The following is an 18,754-nucleotide window of genomic DNA, read 5'->3' on the forward strand; positions in this document are numbered from 1 at the left end:
GAAGACGAGGGTGGGCCAGCCGAGCAGGTGGCCGCTCACGCCGAAGGAGACGGGCACGGTGGTGCCTGCTGCGTCGGGCATACGGCGGATGATACCTGCGTTGACGAGGCCGATGAAGGCAATGAAGAAGCCGATACCGACGACGATTGCGACCTTGAGCGATTCGGGGACCGCGTTGAACACTGCGGTGCGGAAGCCGGTCAGCACGAGGATGGTCATCAGCACACCAGCCCATACGACCAGACCCATGATGGCGGGCCAGGTCAGTCCGGGGGTGGAGGCGATGGTGGTTGCCAGCAGTGCGTTCACGCCGAGGCCCGCCGCCATGGCGAAGGGCTGCTTGGCGATGACGCCCATGAGGATGGTCATGACGCCTGCGACCAGTGCGGTCATTGCTGCGACCTGCGGTACGCCGAGGTCGTTGCCGGATGCGTCCTTGCCGAGGCCGATGATGAGGGGGTTCAGCACGACGATGTAGCTCATCGCGAAGAAGGTGGCGAGGCCGCCGCGGAATTCGGCGGCGATGGTGGAGCCTCGCTCAGTGATCTTGAAGTAACGGTCCAGTGCGCCCTTGGCTTCTGCCTTGGGGCTCTGGGGAGCCGCGGTGTTCTCAGAAGACATTCGTGAAAATCCGTAGATACTCATAGTCGGGGCGGGGTTCGGGGTTCCGATCCCGCATAAAAAAGTGCCACTTCCCGGTGTGTTGGGGAGGTGACACTGTTGTTACCGAAATATTCTACGGTTAAAGTTTCTCTAAGCGTTAATCCAGGAAACTCCCAGCTTTCGTTCAGAGATTTTTTGGAGGCGTAATAGCGGTAACTATCTCTCGCCTCTACGCGAACAATGATAGTTTGTTAGGTTAGTAGACCCTAAGTTTCTGCTATATTCGAGGTGAAACAAAGCGTCGCCGGATGCAGGGTTCTGTGTGGTGAGCCTTTTTCGGCATAGATGAGAATTCGGCATAGATAAGAAGGAGTCCACCGTGACTGAAACTTCCCAAGAAAACACCGCTGAGAACTATCCCGCCGCAGAATCCCTGCCGGTACGCCAGCGCGCCGTCGTAGCAACCGACCGCCCCGCCCGATACATTAAGCAGCTCGGCTCGCACATGGGTCGCAAGCTCGGCACCGCAGAACTGCCCGACGGTCTGCGCCTCACCTTCAACCGCGACGGTATTTTCCGCGGCTACGGTGACCTGCGCGAAGCCGAGGGCGCCCTCATTATGGAGGTGCGCGCCGCTAATGACGAGTTGGCCGCTGGTCTGGCGGATGTGCTGGGCCGCCACCTGGTCCGCTTCGGTGAACGTGAAGAACTGGTCGTGACCTTTGAGGCGGTACCCGCCTCCTAGTCTGTGCAGCCCTGTGCGGGTTGTATGTTTAGGCCCTATATACATAGCCCCCGGGGCTGGATGTACCACCCCGCCCGGATTAGGTGACAGAAAATTGTCCTATTTAGTGGGCGAAGACATATAAGCCACCGAACACCCGTCAATCCCCGGTAAAATAGGCAGGAAGTGAACACTAAGCTCACCGCCTGTTCGCGCCGCACCGGGCGCCGGCCGGTGAACTTCGAAAGGAAGATTTTCGTGTCTGAAGCAGCACGCCCCCTGCGCGTCGCCGTTATTGGTGCAGGTCCCGCCGGTATTTACACCGCCGACATCCTCACCAAGTCTGAAGAGGTCCGCACCGGCGCCGTCGAGGTCGCCATCGACATCTTCGACCGCTACCCTGCCCCCTTCGGCCTGATCCGCTACGGTGTGGCACCGGATCACCCCCGCATCAAGGGCATTATTACCGCACTGCACAAGGTCCTGGACCGCGGCGACATCCGTTTCTTCGGCAACGTCGAATACGGCAAGGACCTGACCCTCGCCGACCTGCGCGAACACTACGACGCCATCATCTTCGCAACCGGCGCGATTTTTGATGCACCCCTGAACATTAAGGGCATCGACCTGGACGGCTCCTACGGCGCAGCAGACTTCGTCTCCTGGTACGACGGCCACCCCGACTACCCCCGCACCTGGCCGCTCGAAGCTGAGCAGGTTGCAGTGCTCGGTAACGGCAACGTCGCCCTGGACGTCTCCCGCATCCTCTCCAAGCACGCTGACGACCTGCTCGTCACCGAAATCCCCGACAACGTCTACCAGGGTCTGAAGGCTTCCCCCGTGACCGACGTGCACGTCTTCGGTCGCCGCGGCCCCGCACAGATGAAGTTCACCCCGCTTGAGCTGCGCGAACTCGCACACTCCCGCGACGTGGACATCGTCCTGTACGAAGAGGACTTCCAGTTCGATGAAGCTTCCGAAGAAGCAATGGAGAAGAACGCACAGACCAAGGTCATGATGAAGACCCTGCGCGGCTGGCTGGAAGACCAGAAGACCAACGAGCAGACCGCATCCCGCCGCCTGCACCTGCACTTCCTGCAGTCCCCGCACGAGATCCTCGGCGAAGACGGCAAGGTCGTGGGCCTGCGCATGGAACGCAACAAGCTCGACGGCAACGGCGGCATCATCGGCACCGGCGAGTACGTGGACTACCCCGTACAGGCTGTCTACCGCGCGATCGGCTACTTTGGTTCCGAACTGCCCGAAATCGGTTACGACGACAAGCGCGGCGTCATCACCAACGTTGAGGGTCGCGTCGTGGACGAGAACGGCGAGGTCGTTCCCGGCCTGTACGCATCCGGTTGGATTAAGCGCGGCCCCGTCGGCCTGATCGGCTCCACCAAGTCTGACGCGCTCGAGACCATCACCCACCTGCTCGAGGACCGCGAGAACCTCTACACCGCACCCGAGCCGGAGGCAGAGGCATTCAGCGCCTACCTGGACTCCAAGGGCATCAAGTACACCACCTGGGAAGGCTGGCACCGCCTGGACGACCACGAGAAGGCACTGGGTGCCGCATCCAAGGATGCAGCCGGTGAGCCTCGCGCCCGCGTGAAGGTTGTGGACCGCGACGAGATGGTCAACATCTCCCGCGGCGAGTAATCCTTACGTTGAGTACGTAGAGCATAGAAATCGACCCCGTACCGTGAACCGGTGCGGGGTCGATTTTTGTCTATATATAAGGAAGCGGGGGAGTAGGGGGCTCTCGGAAAGTGCTCGCCTGGAAGAGTTATCGAAAGAGCGGTTAAAGAAACCCACCCCGCACCATGAGGTCATGCGGGGTGGGTTGGGTAGGTGCCGAAGACACTCGAGGACATACCCTCCGGCTACCCGGACGCGCAACGAGCCCATGCAGTGACTCCACGTGCGGCGCATCCCTTAACGGGGTCTAGAAAGCTAAAGAAACACCAAGATTAGCTCTCTAAACAAGCGCATAGCCGTACGGTGTGTAGACTATGCACACTTTTTGAGGACGTCTTCAATGCCCAAAATGGCCTTGAGTACGGTTTCAGTTTCAGTACCCAGCTTCTTGCGAGCTTCACCAGAAATGACGGCCTTCACGATGTTCTTGAAGGTCTTCCACTGCTTGAAGGCGTTAACGAGTGCCTTAATAAGCTTGTAAATGGCGATGCCCAGCTGAATGACAAACTTTGCAATACTGACAACGCAGGCAATAACACCAACGGGGGAGAGAGCTGCGTGGGCGCGTCCATCAGACTTACGAACAGCGGCCTTAGCGCTTGCAATCTGACGGCCTGCGTCAGTGCCCTGGACGGTGGTCAGGTTGCCCAGTGCGCTCTCAATGCCGCTATTAACGCGGTTGGAGGATCCAGGCTTCGCATACTTCAAACGGGCAGGTACCTGCTCTAGGCGGCGCAGAATCAGCTTGAGCTGCTGGTCGGCAGTCATTGCCTTCTGCGGGTGCGCCATCTGCTGTGCCTGCGCTGCGGGTGCAGCTGCACAGCCGAGAGCGATGGTTGCGGTGCCTACGCCGAGTGCACGGAATGCCGTGCGGCGATTCATCGTTGCGGACACTGGATCCCCCTTTGGATCTCTATGCGGTTTATCGGTGCTGTAATGTGCGGTGACTTTACGTCTGGGGCTCCGGAAGTGGCCCCGTGCAAGGTCCGGAAGTGACCTCACGCCCTCTATAGTACGGTGCTCAAAGAGGGGGCTTCAAGCTATTTCAGGGGGTATTTTCAGCTGGCTTTCATCTCTCCTTGTCAATCGCTAGAGGTTTATCAAATCTTTATATTTCTACGTCGTCATAATTGCGTAGATATCTGCACTGAGAGAAAAATAAGCGTCTGACAAGCCGGTTTATTGTATTCCCAAGAATGAATATTTGCATCTACGTGCATTCTGGTCTGTAGTTGCTTTGTGCGGCAGATTTTTGTGGGTTGCTTGAAGGTTGAGGCGAGTCTTGCTGAAGGGATGCGCCGCCAGATTCGCCGAAGATGCACCACGGAGTCCATCGCAGGATCCACTACAGGATTCACCGCAGAATTCGCCGTGCACTCTCTTGCGTTTTGCACTCTGGGTAGCGCCTCCGTGTGCACCTTATATAGGCGCCGCAGAAAGTACTGAAATTTTTTTAGAGATATTGTGGGGCTTTTTAGGCTGCCGTGAGGTGGGCGAGGGGGGGTAGATTTTTGGAACTCGGGTGAAGGGCTGTTCAAAGGTTTTGACTCTCTTTGGAGCGTCTCCGGCACAAAATTTTGAAAGATTCTGAAGGAAATTTGTAGAAATCAGAGCAAAAAATAGGGCTTCCTCGAGGCCTCTGTAGGCGCCCAAAAGTCGCTAAAACCCCTCCAAAAGCCCCTGATATGGGGTGTTGTGAAGAAATTTTAAAATTTTTTGAAGTTTTTCTGAATCCTCATTGACAAGCTTAAATACATATGTGCCAGGCTATAAATCGTCGAAAATGGGGGTCAAAATCGGGCAAAATCGAACAAAACGGTTTGCGCGCCTCCGCAAACCTGTCATAGACTAGTGGAGGTTCGAACGACGGGATGAAGAAAACGGAACCTGTTCGATCGACTAGGCCCCCATCGTCTAGCGGCCTAGGACGCCGCCCTTTCACGGCGGTAGCACGGGTTCAAATCCCGTTGGGGGTACTTGCAAATCTTACGATTTGCAAAGCCAAGTTAGATGATATAGAATTTACTTCTGTTGATTCCAACAAGGCCCCGTAGCGCAGTTGGTTAGCGCGCCGCCCTGTCACGGCGGAGGTCGCGGGTTCAAGTCCCGTCGGGGTCGCTCTGGCCGCGTAAGTTCAGATGATTATTCATCCGAAGACGCGGTCATTGCGTATCTAAAAGTAAATACGCAAGGCTCTGTAGCTCAGTTGGTAGAGCGTACGACTGAAAATCGTAAGGTCACCGGATCGACGCCGGTCGGAGCCACGAAATCCGCCTCCAGGCTTCTACAGTGGGGCGGGTTTTGTTTTTAAAAAAACTTTGCGGTTGCAGATACTGCAAGCCCGTCGAAAAGGCGGTATCTTGGGAATAAAACCCCGAGGTGCCGCCTTTTTGTATACAGATTGTATACAGAGGCACCTGCCCTATAGTCACTGCAGAAAGCACCACCGACCCATGACCGCCCAAAATTCAGCCGCCCAAAATTCAACTCACCCGCACCAAGAGGACTCGCCTCAGATTCCCTGGGCAAAAAATCCTGCCACTGGTAGCGTGCAGGCGGGCGGAATTCGCTTCGAGAACATCACCAAGAGCTACCCGAGCCGTACCGGTGAACCCACCACGGTGCTGCAGAACCTGAACCTGCATATTCCCGCCGGGCAGATTACCGTGTTCGTCGGCCCCTCCGGCTGCGGTAAAACCACTAGTCTACGCATGATTAACCGCATGGTGGAGCCCAATAGCGGAACCATCACCATTGACGGCGTGAACGTGCACGAGAAGAACCCCTACGAGTTGCGCCGCGGCATTGGCTACGTGATGCAGCAGGGCGGGCTCATGCCGCACCGCACTGTCGCGCAGAATATTGCCACCGTACCGCGCCTGCTCGGTGCCTCCCGCAAGGAGGCGCAGGCACGCGCCCTCGAACTGCTCGACGTGGTCGGTCTGGATTCTTCGTACGCCAAGCGCTACCCCTCCCAGCTTTCGGGCGGTCAGGTCCAGCGCGTTGGTGTGGCGCGTGCTCTCGCCGCCGATGCGCCCGTCCTGCTGATGGACGAGCCGTTCTCCGCGGTGGATCCGGTGGTGCGTACCGACCTACAGAAAGAGCTGCTGCGCCTACAGGGGCAACTCGCCAAGACGATCGTGTTCGTCACCCACGACATTGATGAGGCGCTTCTGCTCGGCGATACAATCGCCGTCTTCGCGGAGGGCGGTCGCCTCGCACAGTTCGGTACTCCCGAAGAGATTCTCTACAGCCCCGCCGATGATTTTGTGCGCTCCTTCGTGAGCCGCTCCGTTGCCGGTCTGCTGGATGAGCAGACGGTACGCCAAGCGCGCGCACGCCGACTTGCCGTCTCCCGAGAAGCGCAGAATAGTGCGGCAGAAGGCGAGAAAAGCGAATGAGTCTTCTGGAAAATATTGTGCTCGCGGAACCACCTCTCGCCGCGCATCCCCTAGTGGCATCACCCCTCGCCGCAAGCGACATGCACTGGGAATGGGTAGCCACCAATAGTCAGCGCATCCTAGAGCTGACCCTCAGCCACCTCTACCAGGGCGTTGTGCCCGTCGCGATTGGCGCTCTCGTCGCGCTGCCGGTCGCCTACTACGCGAGCCGTCGCCGTGACCGCGGTTCCGAACGCCGCATCGGTGCGCGAACCCTCATGCACCTCTCCTCGCTGCTGTACACCATCCCCTCGATCGCGCTGTTCGTGCTGATGCCGCTCATTCTGGGAACCTCCATTATTTCCCCGCTGAACGTGCTCGTCGCCCTGAGCGTCTACTCCTTCTCGCTCATGGTGCGCTCCGGCGTGGATGCCTTCGACTCCGTACCCGATAGCGTGCACGAATCTGCACGCGCCCTCGGATACACGCCCCGACAAGCGCTGATGGAGCTCTACCTGCCCCTCGCTACGCCCGTCATTATGGCGGGAATCCGCGTGGCAACCGTGGCAAATATTGCGATGGTTTCCGTGGGTGCCCTCATCGGTGTACCCTCGCTCGGTACGCTCTTCACCGACGGACTCGCGCGCAATATCCCTTCGGAAATCCTGGCTGGCGTAATCCTTAGCCTGCTGCTGGCGCTGGTCCTCGACCTGCTCCTTATCCTTCTGACAAGGGCACTTACGCCCTGGCAGGCGGCTACGGTTGCGAACCGCCGCAGCCCCGAAAGGAAGGCATAACCCGTGAACGTCATAGAACGAACCTTCGCCTACCTCATGGACGGCGCCAACTGGCAGGGAAGCGGCGGAATCCTCGTGCGCCTGCTCGAACACCTGAGCGTCACCGCCCTCGCCACCGCCTGCGCGGCACTCATCGTCGTGCCCCTCGGCCTCTGGGCTGGACACCACCGACCCTCCGACGGCACTAACCGCCGCCGCAGCAACCTGCTCATGAGCGCCGTAGCCGCCACCCGCGCGCTACCCGCGCTCGGTCTGCTCACCATCCTGGCGCTCTGGCTGGGCGTCTCAACCCTGCCCGCCCTCATCGTGCTCATTATTATTGCGGCGGCACCCCTGCTCGCCGGAGTTCTTGAAGGCCTCGCCGCCGTGCCGGAAGACCTCGTGGACGCAGCCCGCGCCCAAGGCCTGACCGAATGGCAGATTCTGACCCGCCTCGAAATCCCGCTCGCCGCCAACATGATGCTCGGCGGGCTCCGCTCCGCACTCGTGCAGGTCATCGCGACCGCGACCATCGTCGCCTACCTGAGCGGCGGAACCCTCGGCAGGTACCTTTTCGACGGGCTCGCCGTGCGCGATTACCCGCGCATGCTCGTCGCAACCCTGCTCGTAGCGCTTCTCGCCTTCGCCGTGGACGCGCTCATGGGCCTTGTGCAGCGTGCGCTCACCCCCGCGGGGCTCACCATCAACCGGAAGAAGGCATGAACCCGATGAATCAGACGCCTCAAACCTTCTCACGTCGCACTGCCCTAACCGCCGCCGGTGCACTCGGCATGGCGGGTATCCTCAGCGCCTGCGGGCTCAGCGGCGACAAAGTCTTCAGCGGCGAACACGAAGGAATCATCGTCGGCTCAGCCGCCTTCGCCGAATCCCAGATTCTCGCTGAAATCTACGCCGGAGCCCTCGCCCGAGCGGGATTCAACGCCCGCACCCAGCTGAGCATCGGCGCCCGCGAGGCGTACCTGGGGGCACTCGCCTCCGGTGCGGTGGACGTTATCCCGGACTACTCCGGCAACCTGCTGCTTTACCTCGACCCGAAGGCTACAGCTAACACTGCGCAGGAGATTCTGCAGGCGCTACCCGCCGCCCTCGGCACCCTCACCCCGGGTGGCTCCGGGGCTGAAATCCGCGCCCTCAACGCCTCCGAGGCGGAGGATAAGGACTCGCTCGTGGTCACCGCACAGACCGCCCAGAAATACGGTCTGCGAAGCATCGAAGACCTCGCCTCCCGCTGTACGAATCTGAAGCTCGGCGCCGCCCCAGAGTTTGCCGAGCGCGCCTACGGCATCCCGGGTCTGAAAGAGAAGTACGGATGCGTCCCCGCCGAGTTTGTGCCCCTCTCGGATGGCGGCGGCGCGCTGACCGTCAAGGCCCTGCTGGATGACACCGTGCAGGTGGTGGACCTCTACTCGACCACCCCCGCAATTGAGCAGAATCAGCTGGTGGTGCTGGAGGATCCGAAGAACATGATTCTGGCTCAGCAGGTGCTGCCCATTATCAATACGTCGCGAGTTCCCGACTCTGCGGCGGAGGTTCTGAATCGCGTTTCGGCGAAGCTCACTACCGCTGATTTGCGTACTTTGAATGACCGTGTTTCGGGTACCTCTAAGCAGGAGCCCGCGCAGGCGGCGGCTGCCTGGCTGAACGAGCACGGCTTCTAAAAGTCTGCCTGATATTCCACATAAATTCCTCTATAGGAATGTCTATAAACAAAACCGACCTGGGAATATTCTAGAAATAGAATATTGCCAGGTCGGTTTATATCGCCTATCTCCCATACGTCTCCCACAGGTTAGTGGAGGGGTATGCAAGTAGCTTTTAGCCCTCAATCAGTAGCGCCAGAGCCTCGTAGGGGCGCAGGCTCAGCGCCACCGTCTCAGCCGAATCAGATACAGCAGAATCCGCCACAGCGGAATCGACCGCAGAATTCTTGTAATTACACACCAGCACGCGACCGGAACGAACAAACTCAGCCGGAACCTCAACCTCGGTCGGCTCACCGTAGAAGTTCGTCAGCACCAGCAGGCGCTGCGCCGGGCTACCGTTCTCAGCACTAGCCTCAGTGGGCAGTTCACGCAGGTACACAAACACCCGCTCGTGATCCAACGCGTAGGGCGCGTACGAACCCACAGAGATGACCGGGTACTGCTTACGCAGGGCAATCAGGTTGCGGTAGTAGGGCAGAATCACGCCGTTGCGTTCCTCATCCTCCACCGAAATACCGGCACCGGTCGCCGCATCACGCACCGGGGCGGGAGCCAGCCACGGCGACGTGGAACCAAAACCGGCAGTCACCGGATCCGCGGTCCACTGCATCGGCACACGCGAATTATCGCGAGCCTTCGACGCCACAATCTCCAGGGCCTGCTGCTCGCTCAGACCGCGCTCACGCAGCATCGCGTAGGCGTTGTGTGCCTCCACATCCACGTACTGCTCGATCGAGGAGTAGACCGGGTCAATCATGCCGATTTCCTCACCCTGGTACACGTACGGGGTGCCGCGTAGCAGGTGAATCACGGTCGCCAGCATGGTTGCCGACTCGGCACGGTAACGCTCAACGTCACCAAAACGGTTCAGCGCGCGCGGCTGGTCGTGGTTATTCCAGAACAGCGCGTTCCAGCCGCCGCCGGCCTGCATACCCAGTGCCCAATCGTTCAGAATCTGCTTCAACTCGGCAAAACGGAACGGAACCTTCGACCACTTCTCGCCGTTCTCGTAGTCCACCTTCAGGTGGTGGAAGCTGAACACCATATCCAGCTCGTGGTTCGCCGGGTTGGAGTAGCCCACGCAGTTCTCGATGCTGGTCGAGGACATTTCGCCCACGGTCACGGTGTCGTCATGCTGACCGAAGGAGGCGCGGTTCAGCTGCTGAATGCGGGTGTGCACAATCGGGGTGTCGGTGTATTGTGCCTTGTCCACGGTGCCTTCGGGGGCGTCGAGCAGCTCTTCACCCTTACCAATGACGTTAATGACGTCGAAGCGGAAACCGCGCACACCTTTCTCGTACCAGAAGTTCACGACCTTAAACAGTTCGTCGCGCACAACAGGGTTGTACCAATTCACGTCAGCCTGGGTGCGGTCGTACAGGTGCATGTAGAACAGGGGAGTGCCGTGTTCATCCGTGTACTCGCCAAAGCGGGACCAGCAGGAGCCGCCGAACTTCGACTCCCAGTTGGTCGGTTCGCGCAGCTGACCATCCTCGGTGTATTTGCCGGGGCGAATGTAGAAGTAATCCCAGTACTCGCGCTCACCGGCGAACGCACGCTGGAACCACTCGTGCTCGGTCGAAACATGGTTGAGCACCATGTCAAACATAACGCCCACACCGTGCTTGGTGAGGGCAGCAATCATCTCTTCGACGTCCTCCATGGTGCCCAGGTCGGGGTTGATGGAGTGGTAGTCGGAGATGTCGTAGCCATTGTCGTTCTGCGGGGAGGCGAAGAACGGGTTGAACCACACCATGTCCACGCCCAAGGAAGCAATGTAGGGAACCTTCTCGATGACGCCACGTAGGTCGCCGTAGGCGCCACCCGCCGAGGAGTAGAAGGACTTGGGGTACACCTGGTAGATCACGGAGGACGCGAAATCCTTGCTACCTGCCGGGCTGGTTGCCGGCGTGAGGGTGAGCGATGCGGTGGGTGCCTGTGTCATGGAAACCTTCTGAAACGTATGCAGGGTTCAGCGTGTATAAAAGCGTGTATACATCAGTGCGTTAGAAACGAACCGCGCCGGTTCTACGGATGTTGCTACGTATGCACAGCGAGGCCCGTACGCGGCAGGCACGGCAGCCCGCCGCCTCCCGGTGCGTTCGCCGACTGAATATCGACGCCCGCAACCTGGGCTCATTCCAGATTAGGGGGCATAATGGGGTGATGTCCCCATCTACCCCAAAGGGGGCAATTCTGCCGCAGATCCGGCACAACCCCCGTGGCCTCAACCCTCCCACCGATAGGCGGTTGCAGGCTCGTGCGCGTTTCGATGCATGAAACCAAAGTGACCCTGAGCTGAAGAGCGTTGGACGCCGCGCGTAAAATCAGTACTTGCATCACTACGGAAGGTAAAACAATGCCAGAACTGCGTTCACGTACTTCAACTCACGGCCGTAACATGGCTGGTGCCCGCGCCCTGTGGCGTGCCACCGGCATGGGCGATGACGACTTCGGCAAGCCCATTATTGCTATCGCGAACTCCTTCACCCAGTTCGTGCCCGGCCACGTGCACCTGAAGGACATGGGTGAGCTGGTCGCCGGCGCGATTCGTGAGGCTGGCGGCGTCGCCAAGGAATTTAACACCATCGCTGTTGATGACGGTATCGCGATGGGTCACGACGGTATGCTCTACTCGCTGCCTTCCCGCGATCTGATTGCTGACTCGGTCGAGTACATGGTCAACGCGCACCGTGCCGACGCGCTGGTCTGCATCTCTAACTGTGACAAGATCACCCCCGGTATGCTTCTGGCGGCTATGCGCCTGAACATCCCCACCATCTTTGTCTCTGGCGGCCCCATGGAGTCCGGCGAGGGCATTGAGGGTATTGTTGAGCACCGCCTTGACCTGGTGGACGCCATGGTGATGGCTGTTGATGACAGCGTCAGCGACGCTGCGCTCGCCCAGATTGAGAAGAATGCGTGCCCGACCTGTGGCTCGTGCGCGGGTATGTTCACCGCGAACTCCATGAACTGCCTGAATGAGGCGATTGGCCTGGCGCTGCCCGGTAACGGCACCACCCTGGCTACTCAGGTTGCTCGTAAGGAGCTGTTCCTGGATGCTGGCCGCCGCATCGTTGAACTGTCCAAGCGCTACTACGAGCAGGATGACGAGTCGGTTCTGCCGCGCTCCATTGCGACCAAGGAGGCGTTCGAGAACGCTATGGCGCTGGATGTGGCGATGGGCGGTTCGACCAACACTGTGCTGCACACCCTGGCGATTGCTCATGAGGCGGGTGCTGACTTCACCCTGAAGGATATTGACCGTATTTCGCGTCAGGTTCCCTGCCTGGCGAAGGTTGCCCCGAACTCCACTAAGTACCACATTGAGCACGTGCACCGTGCCGGCGGTATTCCTGCCCTGCTGGGTGAGTTGAACCGTGCCGGCCTGCTGCACAAGAACGTTCATTCTGTTCACGCTGACTCGCTGGACGAGTGGCTGGACGAGTGGGATATCCGCAGCGGCAAGGCGAGCGAGAAGGCGAAGGAACTGTTCCTCGCTGCTCCCGGCGGCGTGCGCACCACTCAGGCGTTCTCCACCGCGAACAAGTACGAATCCCACGAGACCGACGCCGAGAACGGTTGCATCCGCGCCGTGGAGCACGCGTACACCAAGGACGGCGGTCTGGCGGTCCTGTACGGCAACATTGCCCAGAACGGCGCGATCATCAAGTCTGCTGGTATTGATGAGGAGCTGTTCCACTTCAAGGGCCGCGCCTTCGTGGTCGAGTCGCAGGACGAGGCTGTGCACGAGATTCTGTCGAAGAACGTGAAGGAAGGCGACATTGTTGTCATCCAGTACGAGGGTCCGAAGGGTGGCCCCGGCATGCAGGAAATGCTGTACCCGACCTCCTACCTGAAGGGTCTGGGCCTTGGCAAGAAGTGTGCGCTGATTACTGACGGTCGTTTCTCCGGTGGTACCTCGGGTATTTCTATCGGTCACGTCTCCCCGGAGGCGGCTGCTGGCGGCACGATCGGCCTGGTGCAGACCGGTGACGAGATTGAGATTGACGTGAACAACCGCATCCTGCGTGTGAACGTTTCGGATGAGGAGCTTGCTGCTCGCCGCGAGGCGAAGGGCGCTGCACCGTGGCGTCCGACCAAGCCGCGTGAGCGTCAGGTATCGAACGCCCTGAAGGTGTACGGCATGCTGGCTGCTTCGGCTGATAAGGGCGGCGTGCGCATCCTGCCCGAGGACGCATAAGCCCCTCACGTATCGTGTGAGAATTTAATATCTTGCCCTGATGGGCTGGCGCCCCGTTCCGCGGTTTTTCTGCGGGCGGGGCGCTGCTCTTTGTCCGCGTATTTGTCTACCGTCGTGGGATACCCGGTGCGGCGTATTGCCTTGTCAGTTGCGGTGCAGTAGGGTGTAAGAAGGTATTTAGGTACCCGATTCACCGACTCAGCACAACCACTCAAACACAACGCAATTCGCAACCCTCACAAGGACGTATTCATGGTTACCCTGCCCGCACGCGCACAGCGTGCTTTTACTCGTCGTGCCCTGACGGCTCTTGCCTGTATCGGTGCGCTCGCTTTGAGCTCTTGCTCTGCTCAGCCGCAGGCTGATGATTCTGAAACCGCCCCGATGATGGTGGCGACTTCTTCTGCGCCCGTTGATGCAAAGACCCTGTTCACCGCGGCGGATGGCTCCTGGAAGCCGAATACTGTGCAGATCTCTGCCGGCCTGGATTCCCCGGTAACGTACGACTCGGTAGCGACCCCCACGGATGAGCCGAGCACGGACGCCGAGTACGAGGCGGCATACGCCTCGGCGAGTGGCTCTGCGAACACTATTGATGCGGGCACCCGCTGCGGTGTGACAAGCCTGCTGGGTGGTTCCGCCGGTATTTACGTGTATGACGGTTCGGATTGTGCCAAGGCTCAGGAGGCGGTGCGCCTCTTCAACAGCCGCAAGAACCAGGACGGCGCGGCGAGTGTTGAGTGGTACCAGTGCGCTACGAAGGTGCAGGGCCGCGACTACATTACGGGTGCCTGCTTCACGCAGGGTGGTAGCGTTGAGAAGCCGCGCCTGGCGCTGATTCCGGCACAGACCCGCATGCTGTCGGGTACGCTGACTTTCGCTGAAGCGTACGGTGGCGGCACTTTCGGTCAGGGTGATTCTGCGAAGACTGTTGAGGCGCTGCGTTTCACCAGCCCGGACTCTAAGGTCGCGTGTTCGGTGACCCCGTCAGGTGTGGACTGCCAGGCGCTGGTGGGCGTGACCCTGGAGGGCTGGGATGCCGCATCCGGTAAGGCGCAGCAGCGCGTGCACATGGTGCAGGGCCAGGCGCCCGAGGTGAGCCTGGTCGGTCAGACCGCCACCCCGGAGCCGGTGAATACTGAGGGTATTGTTGCCCTATCTACCGGTCAGGTGGTGACTGCGTACGGTTACACCTGCAAGTCGGTGAATACCGGTAAGGTGCATTGCGTGAGCGCGACGAATGGTTTCACCCTTGATTCGGTGGAGGTTGGCGTAGAGCGCCGATAAGCCGAGAGCGCCGCTAAACCGAGAATGAAGGCGCGCTGCGAGTAGCTGCTCTCGCCTCCATAACTGACATGCGAAGGTGCCCGGCACCCCTCACTTAGGGGGTGCCGGGCACCTCGGTCTTTAACGTCGTTTAGCGGAAGTTGACGATGCGAACGTCCAGCTCGGAGGAGAGCAGCGGCTCCCATGCGGCGACAGCCTTCTGGAAGTGTTCGGTGCCCATGTGCTTTTCGAGCAGTTCCTGGGATTCCCAACGCTCGATGAATGCGAAGTCGGTGTCGGAGACGGCACCGAAGTCGTAGCTGACGTTGCCTTCGTCCTGGCGGCTTGCGGTCACGAGCGGTTCGATGGTCTTGAGGAATTCTTCGACGTGCTCGGGCTTGACGGATACTCCGGCGTAGACACCAATCATGGGGCTCTCCTTGTGGGGTGGTGCGGCGGTTGCCGCGTCGTATATGACTCTTTTACCGTACACCTTTCCCCGCGCCTCGGTGAGGTATGCGCGGGGGTTTCTCGCGCTGTGTTGTGCGCTGTGTTCTGTACTGGGTTTTGTGCTGTGCCGGCGTGAGAGAGGAATTGCGGTGATCCATTCGCTAACTGTAAAAAAGGTGTTTTATATTTGCGTGCCCCTTTCTTTTCGACCTATAAAAGAATGAGGACGATACACCGCATGAATGGAAGGAGACGCGGTATGGCACACATGGGGGGTGACACTCATGGGATTTTCACCGGCGCATATCAAACGATGCACCCTGACCTGGGAGGCGCCCGACTATAGCGCCTCGTACCCTGCCGGGTACACGGATCAGGGCGTTGCTGTGATTGCGGTGGCTCAGGAGCATCGTAAGGCGCAAGGTTTTTGTTATTCGGCGTTGTCGACGGTGGTTTTTATTTCTAAGCAGGACGGCACCCGCACTGTGGTGAATGAGGAGCCGATGCTTTTCACTCACGTTCATTCCCTCATGGAGTGTTGTGATGAGGTGCATCCGCGTCTGCTGGGTCGTGCCGTGCTTTCTGCGTGGGATGTGGTTCCTGAGCAGTACCGTCAGAACCTGGTGACGATTGCTGCTGACCGTAAGAATCTGAAGCATCTTTTCCGTGATTGCGACCAGTTGAAGGGGATTATGGAGTACCGCGCCTTTGAGAAGGTGCTGGACCCGTACGATAACCATTCTTTGGGTGAAGTGCATGTGAAGCTTGCTGGCACGCCCGCGTATGAGCGGATGCAGGCTGAGGTGTGTGCGGCACGTACCGCCGTGGATGAGATGGTGGAGGAGGCACTGACCCCTCGACCGCTGGATCAGCTGCAGGACTATAGCGTTTTCACGGATTGTTCGTTCCGTTCGACTCACAATAAGAAGTATCAGCGTGGCGGCCGTATGGGTATCGCCGGCGTGAGTGAGGACGGCTTCTATTTTCATGCCCACTATGATGGCGTGAACATTATGACCGGTGAGCTGTCTGCGATGTTGGCGGCTTATACGGTGTTCCATAGCGGTTCGCGCCGCCTGATTATTCATACGGATTCTTTGGGTGCGTTGACGTTTGTGTTGCGTTTGGCGTATAGCCGTTGGGCTTTTGAGGCGTGGGTTTCTGAGGGTATTCAGGATGAGCGCGTGGTGGCTCAGATGCGTGCTTTGACGGAGGCTATCCGCGAGAAGCGTGTGCTGGTGAAGCATGTTCCGGGCCATACGGGCCACGGTTTGCAGGAGAGTAGCGACTCTGTGTCGAAGATGCATCGCCATTTTCCGGGGCAGATTGTGGATAAGCGTCATCAGAGCGAGTTTAATCAGCGTTGCGAGTCGATTATTACTGCTTTGTCGGGTTGTGCGAAGGCTGTTCGCCTGCTTGCGCCGGAGTGGTTGCAGATTAAACCTTCTTCAATCCACACGGGAAACCGTTTATGGCGCTAAACTAGTCCAGGGTAGAAATGAACGCGCGATACATTCGCCGCATACGAAAGTATGCAATGTCGGAGGTGTCGCGTGTTTCTTTTTGCCCTTTTGCCTTCTCCGCATGCGCTTTTACGAGGCTCACCTGTAGCGCTGCTCTAGCTTGTAGCCCCGCGCATCCTGCAATGGTGCGTGGGAAAAGAATGCGGGGGAAACGAAAGCTCCCCCTGAGCGTCGAATCAATCGAACTCAGGGGGGGGGGAGCTTTTAGGTTATTTACCACGTGGGTGAACATAATCTTCACAATCGCAAGAACAATAACGGCGAGGGTGAGCCACACGGCGCTTCGGACAGTACGCCAGCAGATTGGCTCGCCGCGGTAGCGAGCAATCGCGAAGTTGAGGGTAAAAATACGCCACACCACGGTCACAAGACAGAGAATAATAGTGCAGTCAAAAATGATGTCGTAGGTGCCGCCGGGCGGTAGGAATGTCGCCAGAATCAGGAGCGCCACGGGGTACACGGTCGTACCCAGAATAGGGCTCGCGTTGCCCAGCGCGTGCTTGACGAAATCTCGCGGCGGGGTGCCGCCGTGCAGTACCCGGTACTCCTGCATTTCTGCGATGACGTGGGCAATGTAGGTGGTCAGACCGGTACCCGTAATGTAGAGGATTGCGGTGCCGTCAAAGATAGCGTTCGCGTCGTGAATGCTCAGCAGAGCCGCCAGCACCAAGAAATTACCGTAGGTGTACGCAGAGATACGGTGAGCAACGTCGTGCGCATCGAGTTCAGCGAATTTACGGCGTGCTTTACGGAATAGAAGGGGCATTCGATAGTCCTTTGGCGGGTGCGGGGATGAAAACTCAGACCCCCGAGTGTGTGACAAATAGCTTAGAGGAGCGATGACCACAGTCGGCAGAGGTTCTCCACCATCTTGATGCGGCGCGGGCGCTCCGCCCACTGGGTGTACAGCAGCTCGGTGCAGACCTGCTCGTATTCGGCGCATACTTCATCCAGCATCGCGACCATGCCGCGGTCAATGACGAACGTTGACACTTCCATGTTCAGTGAGAAGGAACGCGGGTCCATATTGGACGAGCCAATGAACGCGATTTCGTCGTCGACCATCATGAACTTGGAGTGCAGCACGGTCGGGCTGGGGTACTGCAGAATACGCACACCCGCCTGCAGCAGCTGCTCGTAGTAGGAACGCTGCGCCATGTTCGGCAGGAACTGGTCGCCCTTCTCGCACACAATCACGGTGGTTTCAATACCGGAGTATGCGGCGTTCGTGAGTGCCTGCAGTAGGGTCTCTTCGGGTACGAAGTAGGGTGAGCAGATGGTGATACGCCGCTCGGCGTTGTAGATCAGGTAGTTAATGAGGCGCAGGTTGTTTTCGGTTTCAAAACCGGGGCCGGAGGGCACAACCTGGGCGCGCATCCCATCCTTGTAGTAGGGGATATTGGTGTTAATTTCTGCCAGGATCAGCTGGTTCGTTTCGGAGTACCAGTCGGAGACGAAAACGGCGTTGAGCTCTTCAACGATGGGGCCGGTGCAGGAGAAGGTCAGGTCCTTCCACTCCAAGCCCTTCTTAATGTTTTCGGGCATGTCGTAGGAGCGGTGAATAGCGTTCTGCGAACCGGAGAACGCGACGCGTCCGTCCACGACGAGGACCTTGCGGTGGTTACGCAGGTCGGGTCGCTGCCACTTGAGTTTCCACGGTTTGAGCGGCAGCATGAGGCGCCACTGCATACCCGAGTCGTTGAGCATTTTCACGAGTTTCTTATAGGACGGGTATTTGCAGGAGCCGATGTGGTCGAGGAGTACGCGCACCTGTACACCGCGTTCGTGGGCTGCGAAGAGGGCGTCCCAGAGGACTGCGCTCGCCTCGTCGTAGGCGGTGATGTAGAACTCGAAGTGCACGTATTTGGTGGCGCGGTCGACTTCTTCCGCCATGGCGACCATTGCCTCGTGGTTGTCGGTGTGGAGGGTGAATTGGTTGCCGCCGACCAGGGGGAGTGAGCCCAGGGTGTAGTTGAGCTGGCTGGCTGCCTTTGCGGGGTCGGAGAGGTCGTCGGTGCGGGTGAGGAAGGGCTTGTTCTCGCTGACTTCGCGGATCAAGTCGTTCATGGCGTGTTGGCGTGCGCGGCGGTAGGCGGGCAGGCGCGAGGAGCCGAAGACGAGGAATGCGATGAACCCTACGAAGGGGATGAAGAAGATGGCCATGAGCCAGCCCAGGGCAACCACGGGTTTGCGGTTGTAGGGGAGCCAACAGAGGGCTGCGAGTCGGATGAGGATATCGGCGATGCCGAGTGCGAGGCGTAGCCAGTCTGGCAGGAAATCGAGATAGGCGGGGGCAAACAAGTTCATCCCTCTATTATGCCGATGTTTTGTGTGGGGCTGGAGCTTAGCTGGCTATGCTGTGGGCCTTAACGCCAAAAATGCACTTGAGCATTGTGTGCAGTG

General features: G+C 59.0%; 15 protein-coding genes and 3 tRNA genes. 12 read left to right on the forward strand and 6 right to left on the reverse strand.

The window, feature by feature from the left end:
• On the reverse strand, positions 1 to 621 hold a 621-nt coding region (locus HMPREF2842_RS00175; protein ID WP_141752161.1), incomplete at its 3' end, for a solute carrier family 23 protein.
• 361 nt (positions 622 to 982) lie between these two features.
• On the opposite strand from HMPREF2842_RS00175, the gene HMPREF2842_RS00180 reads away from it, so the two are divergent.
• Positions 983 to 1,348 carry a DUF2218 domain-containing protein gene (locus HMPREF2842_RS00180; protein ID WP_070641787.1) on the forward strand — a complete coding sequence of 122 codons (366 nt, stop codon included), beginning with the start codon at positions 983 to 985 and terminating at the stop codon, positions 1,346 to 1,348.
• A 237-nt stretch (positions 1,349 to 1,585) separates the two neighbouring features.
• Positions 1,586 to 2,989, forward strand: a complete 1,404-nt coding sequence (locus HMPREF2842_RS00185) for an FAD-dependent oxidoreductase (protein ID WP_070641788.1) — start codon at positions 1,586 to 1,588, stop codon at positions 2,987 to 2,989.
• Positions 2,990 to 3,340: 351 nt separating this feature from the next.
• Here HMPREF2842_RS00185 and HMPREF2842_RS00190 read toward each other — a convergent pair whose 3' ends face one another.
• Positions 3,341 to 3,922 (reverse strand): hypothetical protein, encoded by a 582-nt coding sequence (locus HMPREF2842_RS00190; RefSeq protein WP_005507238.1) that lies wholly within the window; start codon positions 3,920 to 3,922, stop codon positions 3,341 to 3,343.
• Between the two features lie 1,009 nt (positions 3,923 to 4,931).
• Here HMPREF2842_RS00190 and HMPREF2842_RS00195 point away from each other — a divergent pair.
• The 7 genes from HMPREF2842_RS00195 to HMPREF2842_RS00225 all read left to right on the forward strand — a co-directional run bounded on the left by HMPREF2842_RS00195 (position 4,932) and on the right by HMPREF2842_RS00225 (position 8,863).
• Positions 4,932 to 5,004: transfer RNA gene (locus HMPREF2842_RS00195), tRNA-Glu, on the forward strand.
• A 68-nt stretch (positions 5,005 to 5,072) separates the two neighbouring features.
• Positions 5,073 to 5,146 (forward strand) — tRNA-Asp (locus HMPREF2842_RS00200).
• 73 nt (positions 5,147 to 5,219) lie between these two features.
• Positions 5,220 to 5,292: transfer RNA gene (locus HMPREF2842_RS00205), tRNA-Phe, on the forward strand.
• Positions 5,293 to 5,481: 189 nt separating this feature from the next.
• A complete protein-coding gene (locus tag HMPREF2842_RS00210) occupies positions 5,482 to 6,429 on the forward strand; it encodes an ABC transporter ATP-binding protein (RefSeq protein WP_070641789.1) in 948 nt (315 codons plus the stop codon).
• Complete coding sequence (locus tag HMPREF2842_RS00215) at positions 6,426 to 7,205, forward strand: ABC transporter permease (protein WP_070641791.1); 780 nt, start codon at positions 6,426 to 6,428, stop codon at positions 7,203 to 7,205. The genes HMPREF2842_RS00210 and HMPREF2842_RS00215 overlap by 4 nt, the downstream gene beginning before the upstream one ends.
• 3 nt (positions 7,206 to 7,208) lie before the next feature.
• The gene (locus HMPREF2842_RS00220) at positions 7,209 to 7,907 is read left to right on the forward strand and encodes an ABC transporter permease (RefSeq protein WP_044150830.1); all 699 of its coding nucleotides are present in this window, start codon (positions 7,209 to 7,211) and stop codon (positions 7,905 to 7,907) included.
• A 5-nt stretch (positions 7,908 to 7,912) separates the two neighbouring features.
• Positions 7,913 to 8,863, forward strand: a complete 951-nt coding sequence (locus tag HMPREF2842_RS00225) for an ABC transporter substrate-binding protein (protein WP_049346714.1) — start codon at positions 7,913 to 7,915, stop codon at positions 8,861 to 8,863.
• Between the two features lie 157 nt (positions 8,864 to 9,020).
• On the opposite strand, the gene HMPREF2842_RS00230 is transcribed toward HMPREF2842_RS00225, so the two are convergent.
• Positions 9,021 to 10,853, reverse strand: coding sequence for an alpha,alpha-phosphotrehalase (locus HMPREF2842_RS00230; RefSeq protein WP_070641793.1), 1,833 nt, complete (start codon positions 10,851 to 10,853; stop codon positions 9,021 to 9,023).
• A gap of 414 nt (positions 10,854 to 11,267) precedes the next feature.
• Between HMPREF2842_RS00230 and ilvD the strand changes: the two genes are divergently transcribed.
• On the forward strand, positions 11,268 to 13,112 hold the full coding sequence (gene ilvD / locus HMPREF2842_RS00235; RefSeq protein WP_070641794.1) for a dihydroxy-acid dehydratase: 1,845 nt from the start codon (positions 11,268 to 11,270) through the stop codon (positions 13,110 to 13,112).
• Between the two features lie 252 nt (positions 13,113 to 13,364).
• Positions 13,365 to 14,399, forward strand: coding sequence for a 2-oxoglutarate dehydrogenase (locus HMPREF2842_RS00240; RefSeq protein ID WP_070641796.1), 1,035 nt, complete (start codon positions 13,365 to 13,367; stop codon positions 14,397 to 14,399).
• Positions 14,400 to 14,529: 130 nt separating this feature from the next.
• Here HMPREF2842_RS00240 and HMPREF2842_RS00245 read toward each other — a convergent pair whose 3' ends face one another.
• A complete protein-coding gene (locus HMPREF2842_RS00245; RefSeq protein ID WP_044150828.1) occupies positions 14,530 to 14,808 on the reverse strand; it encodes a putative quinol monooxygenase in 279 nt (92 codons plus the stop codon).
• Positions 14,809 to 15,112: 304 nt separating this feature from the next.
• Between HMPREF2842_RS00245 and HMPREF2842_RS00250 the strand changes: the two genes are divergently transcribed.
• Positions 15,113 to 16,309: an RNase H family protein gene (locus HMPREF2842_RS00250; protein WP_070641797.1), complete on the forward strand. Its 1,197-nt coding sequence runs from the start codon at positions 15,113 to 15,115 to the stop codon at positions 16,307 to 16,309.
• Between the two features lies 1 nt (position 16,310).
• Here HMPREF2842_RS00250 and HMPREF2842_RS00255 read toward each other — a convergent pair whose 3' ends face one another.
• Positions 16,311 to 17,117: a hypothetical protein gene (locus HMPREF2842_RS00255; protein WP_246823119.1), complete on the reverse strand. Its 807-nt coding sequence runs from the start codon at positions 17,115 to 17,117 to the stop codon at positions 16,311 to 16,313.
• A gap of 62 nt (positions 17,118 to 17,179) precedes the next feature.
• Positions 17,180 to 18,658 (reverse strand): cardiolipin synthase, encoded by a 1,479-nt coding sequence (cls, locus tag HMPREF2842_RS00260; protein ID WP_070641799.1) that lies wholly within the window; start codon positions 18,656 to 18,658, stop codon positions 17,180 to 17,182.
• Positions 18,659 to 18,754: the final 96 nt, after the last annotated feature.

It is taken from the genome of Rothia sp. HMSC069C10, assembly GCF_001812205.1.
GTDB lineage: Bacteria > Actinomycetota > Actinomycetes > Actinomycetales > Micrococcaceae > Rothia > Rothia mucilaginosa.

Bases quoted from the DNA above. Each gene is read 5' to 3' on its own strand.
- ilvD (WP_070641794.1), top strand. From the start codon at position 11,268: ATGCCAGAACTGCGTTCACGTACTTCAACTCACGGCCGTAACATGGCT.
- HMPREF2842_RS00245 (WP_044150828.1), bottom strand. From the start codon at position 14,808: ATGATTGGTGTCTACGCCGGAGTATCCGTCAAGCCCGAGCACGTCGAA.
- HMPREF2842_RS00230 (WP_070641793.1), bottom strand. From the start codon at position 10,853: ATGACACAGGCACCCACCGCATCGCTCACCCTCACGCCGGCAACCAGC.
- cls (WP_070641799.1), bottom strand. From the start codon at position 18,658: ATGAACTTGTTTGCCCCCGCCTATCTCGATTTCCTGCCAGACTGGCTA.
- HMPREF2842_RS00240 (WP_070641796.1), top strand. From the start codon at position 13,365: ATGGTTACCCTGCCCGCACGCGCACAGCGTGCTTTTACTCGTCGTGCC.
- HMPREF2842_RS00250 (WP_070641797.1), top strand. From the start codon at position 15,113: ATGGGATTTTCACCGGCGCATATCAAACGATGCACCCTGACCTGGGAG.
- HMPREF2842_RS00210 (WP_070641789.1), top strand. From the start codon at position 5,482: ATGACCGCCCAAAATTCAGCCGCCCAAAATTCAACTCACCCGCACCAA.
- HMPREF2842_RS00225 (WP_049346714.1), top strand. From the start codon at position 7,913: ATGAATCAGACGCCTCAAACCTTCTCACGTCGCACTGCCCTAACCGCC.
- HMPREF2842_RS00215 (WP_070641791.1), top strand. From the start codon at position 6,426: ATGAGTCTTCTGGAAAATATTGTGCTCGCGGAACCACCTCTCGCCGCG.
- HMPREF2842_RS00255 (WP_246823119.1), bottom strand. From the start codon at position 17,117: ATGCCCCTTCTATTCCGTAAAGCACGCCGTAAATTCGCTGAACTCGAT.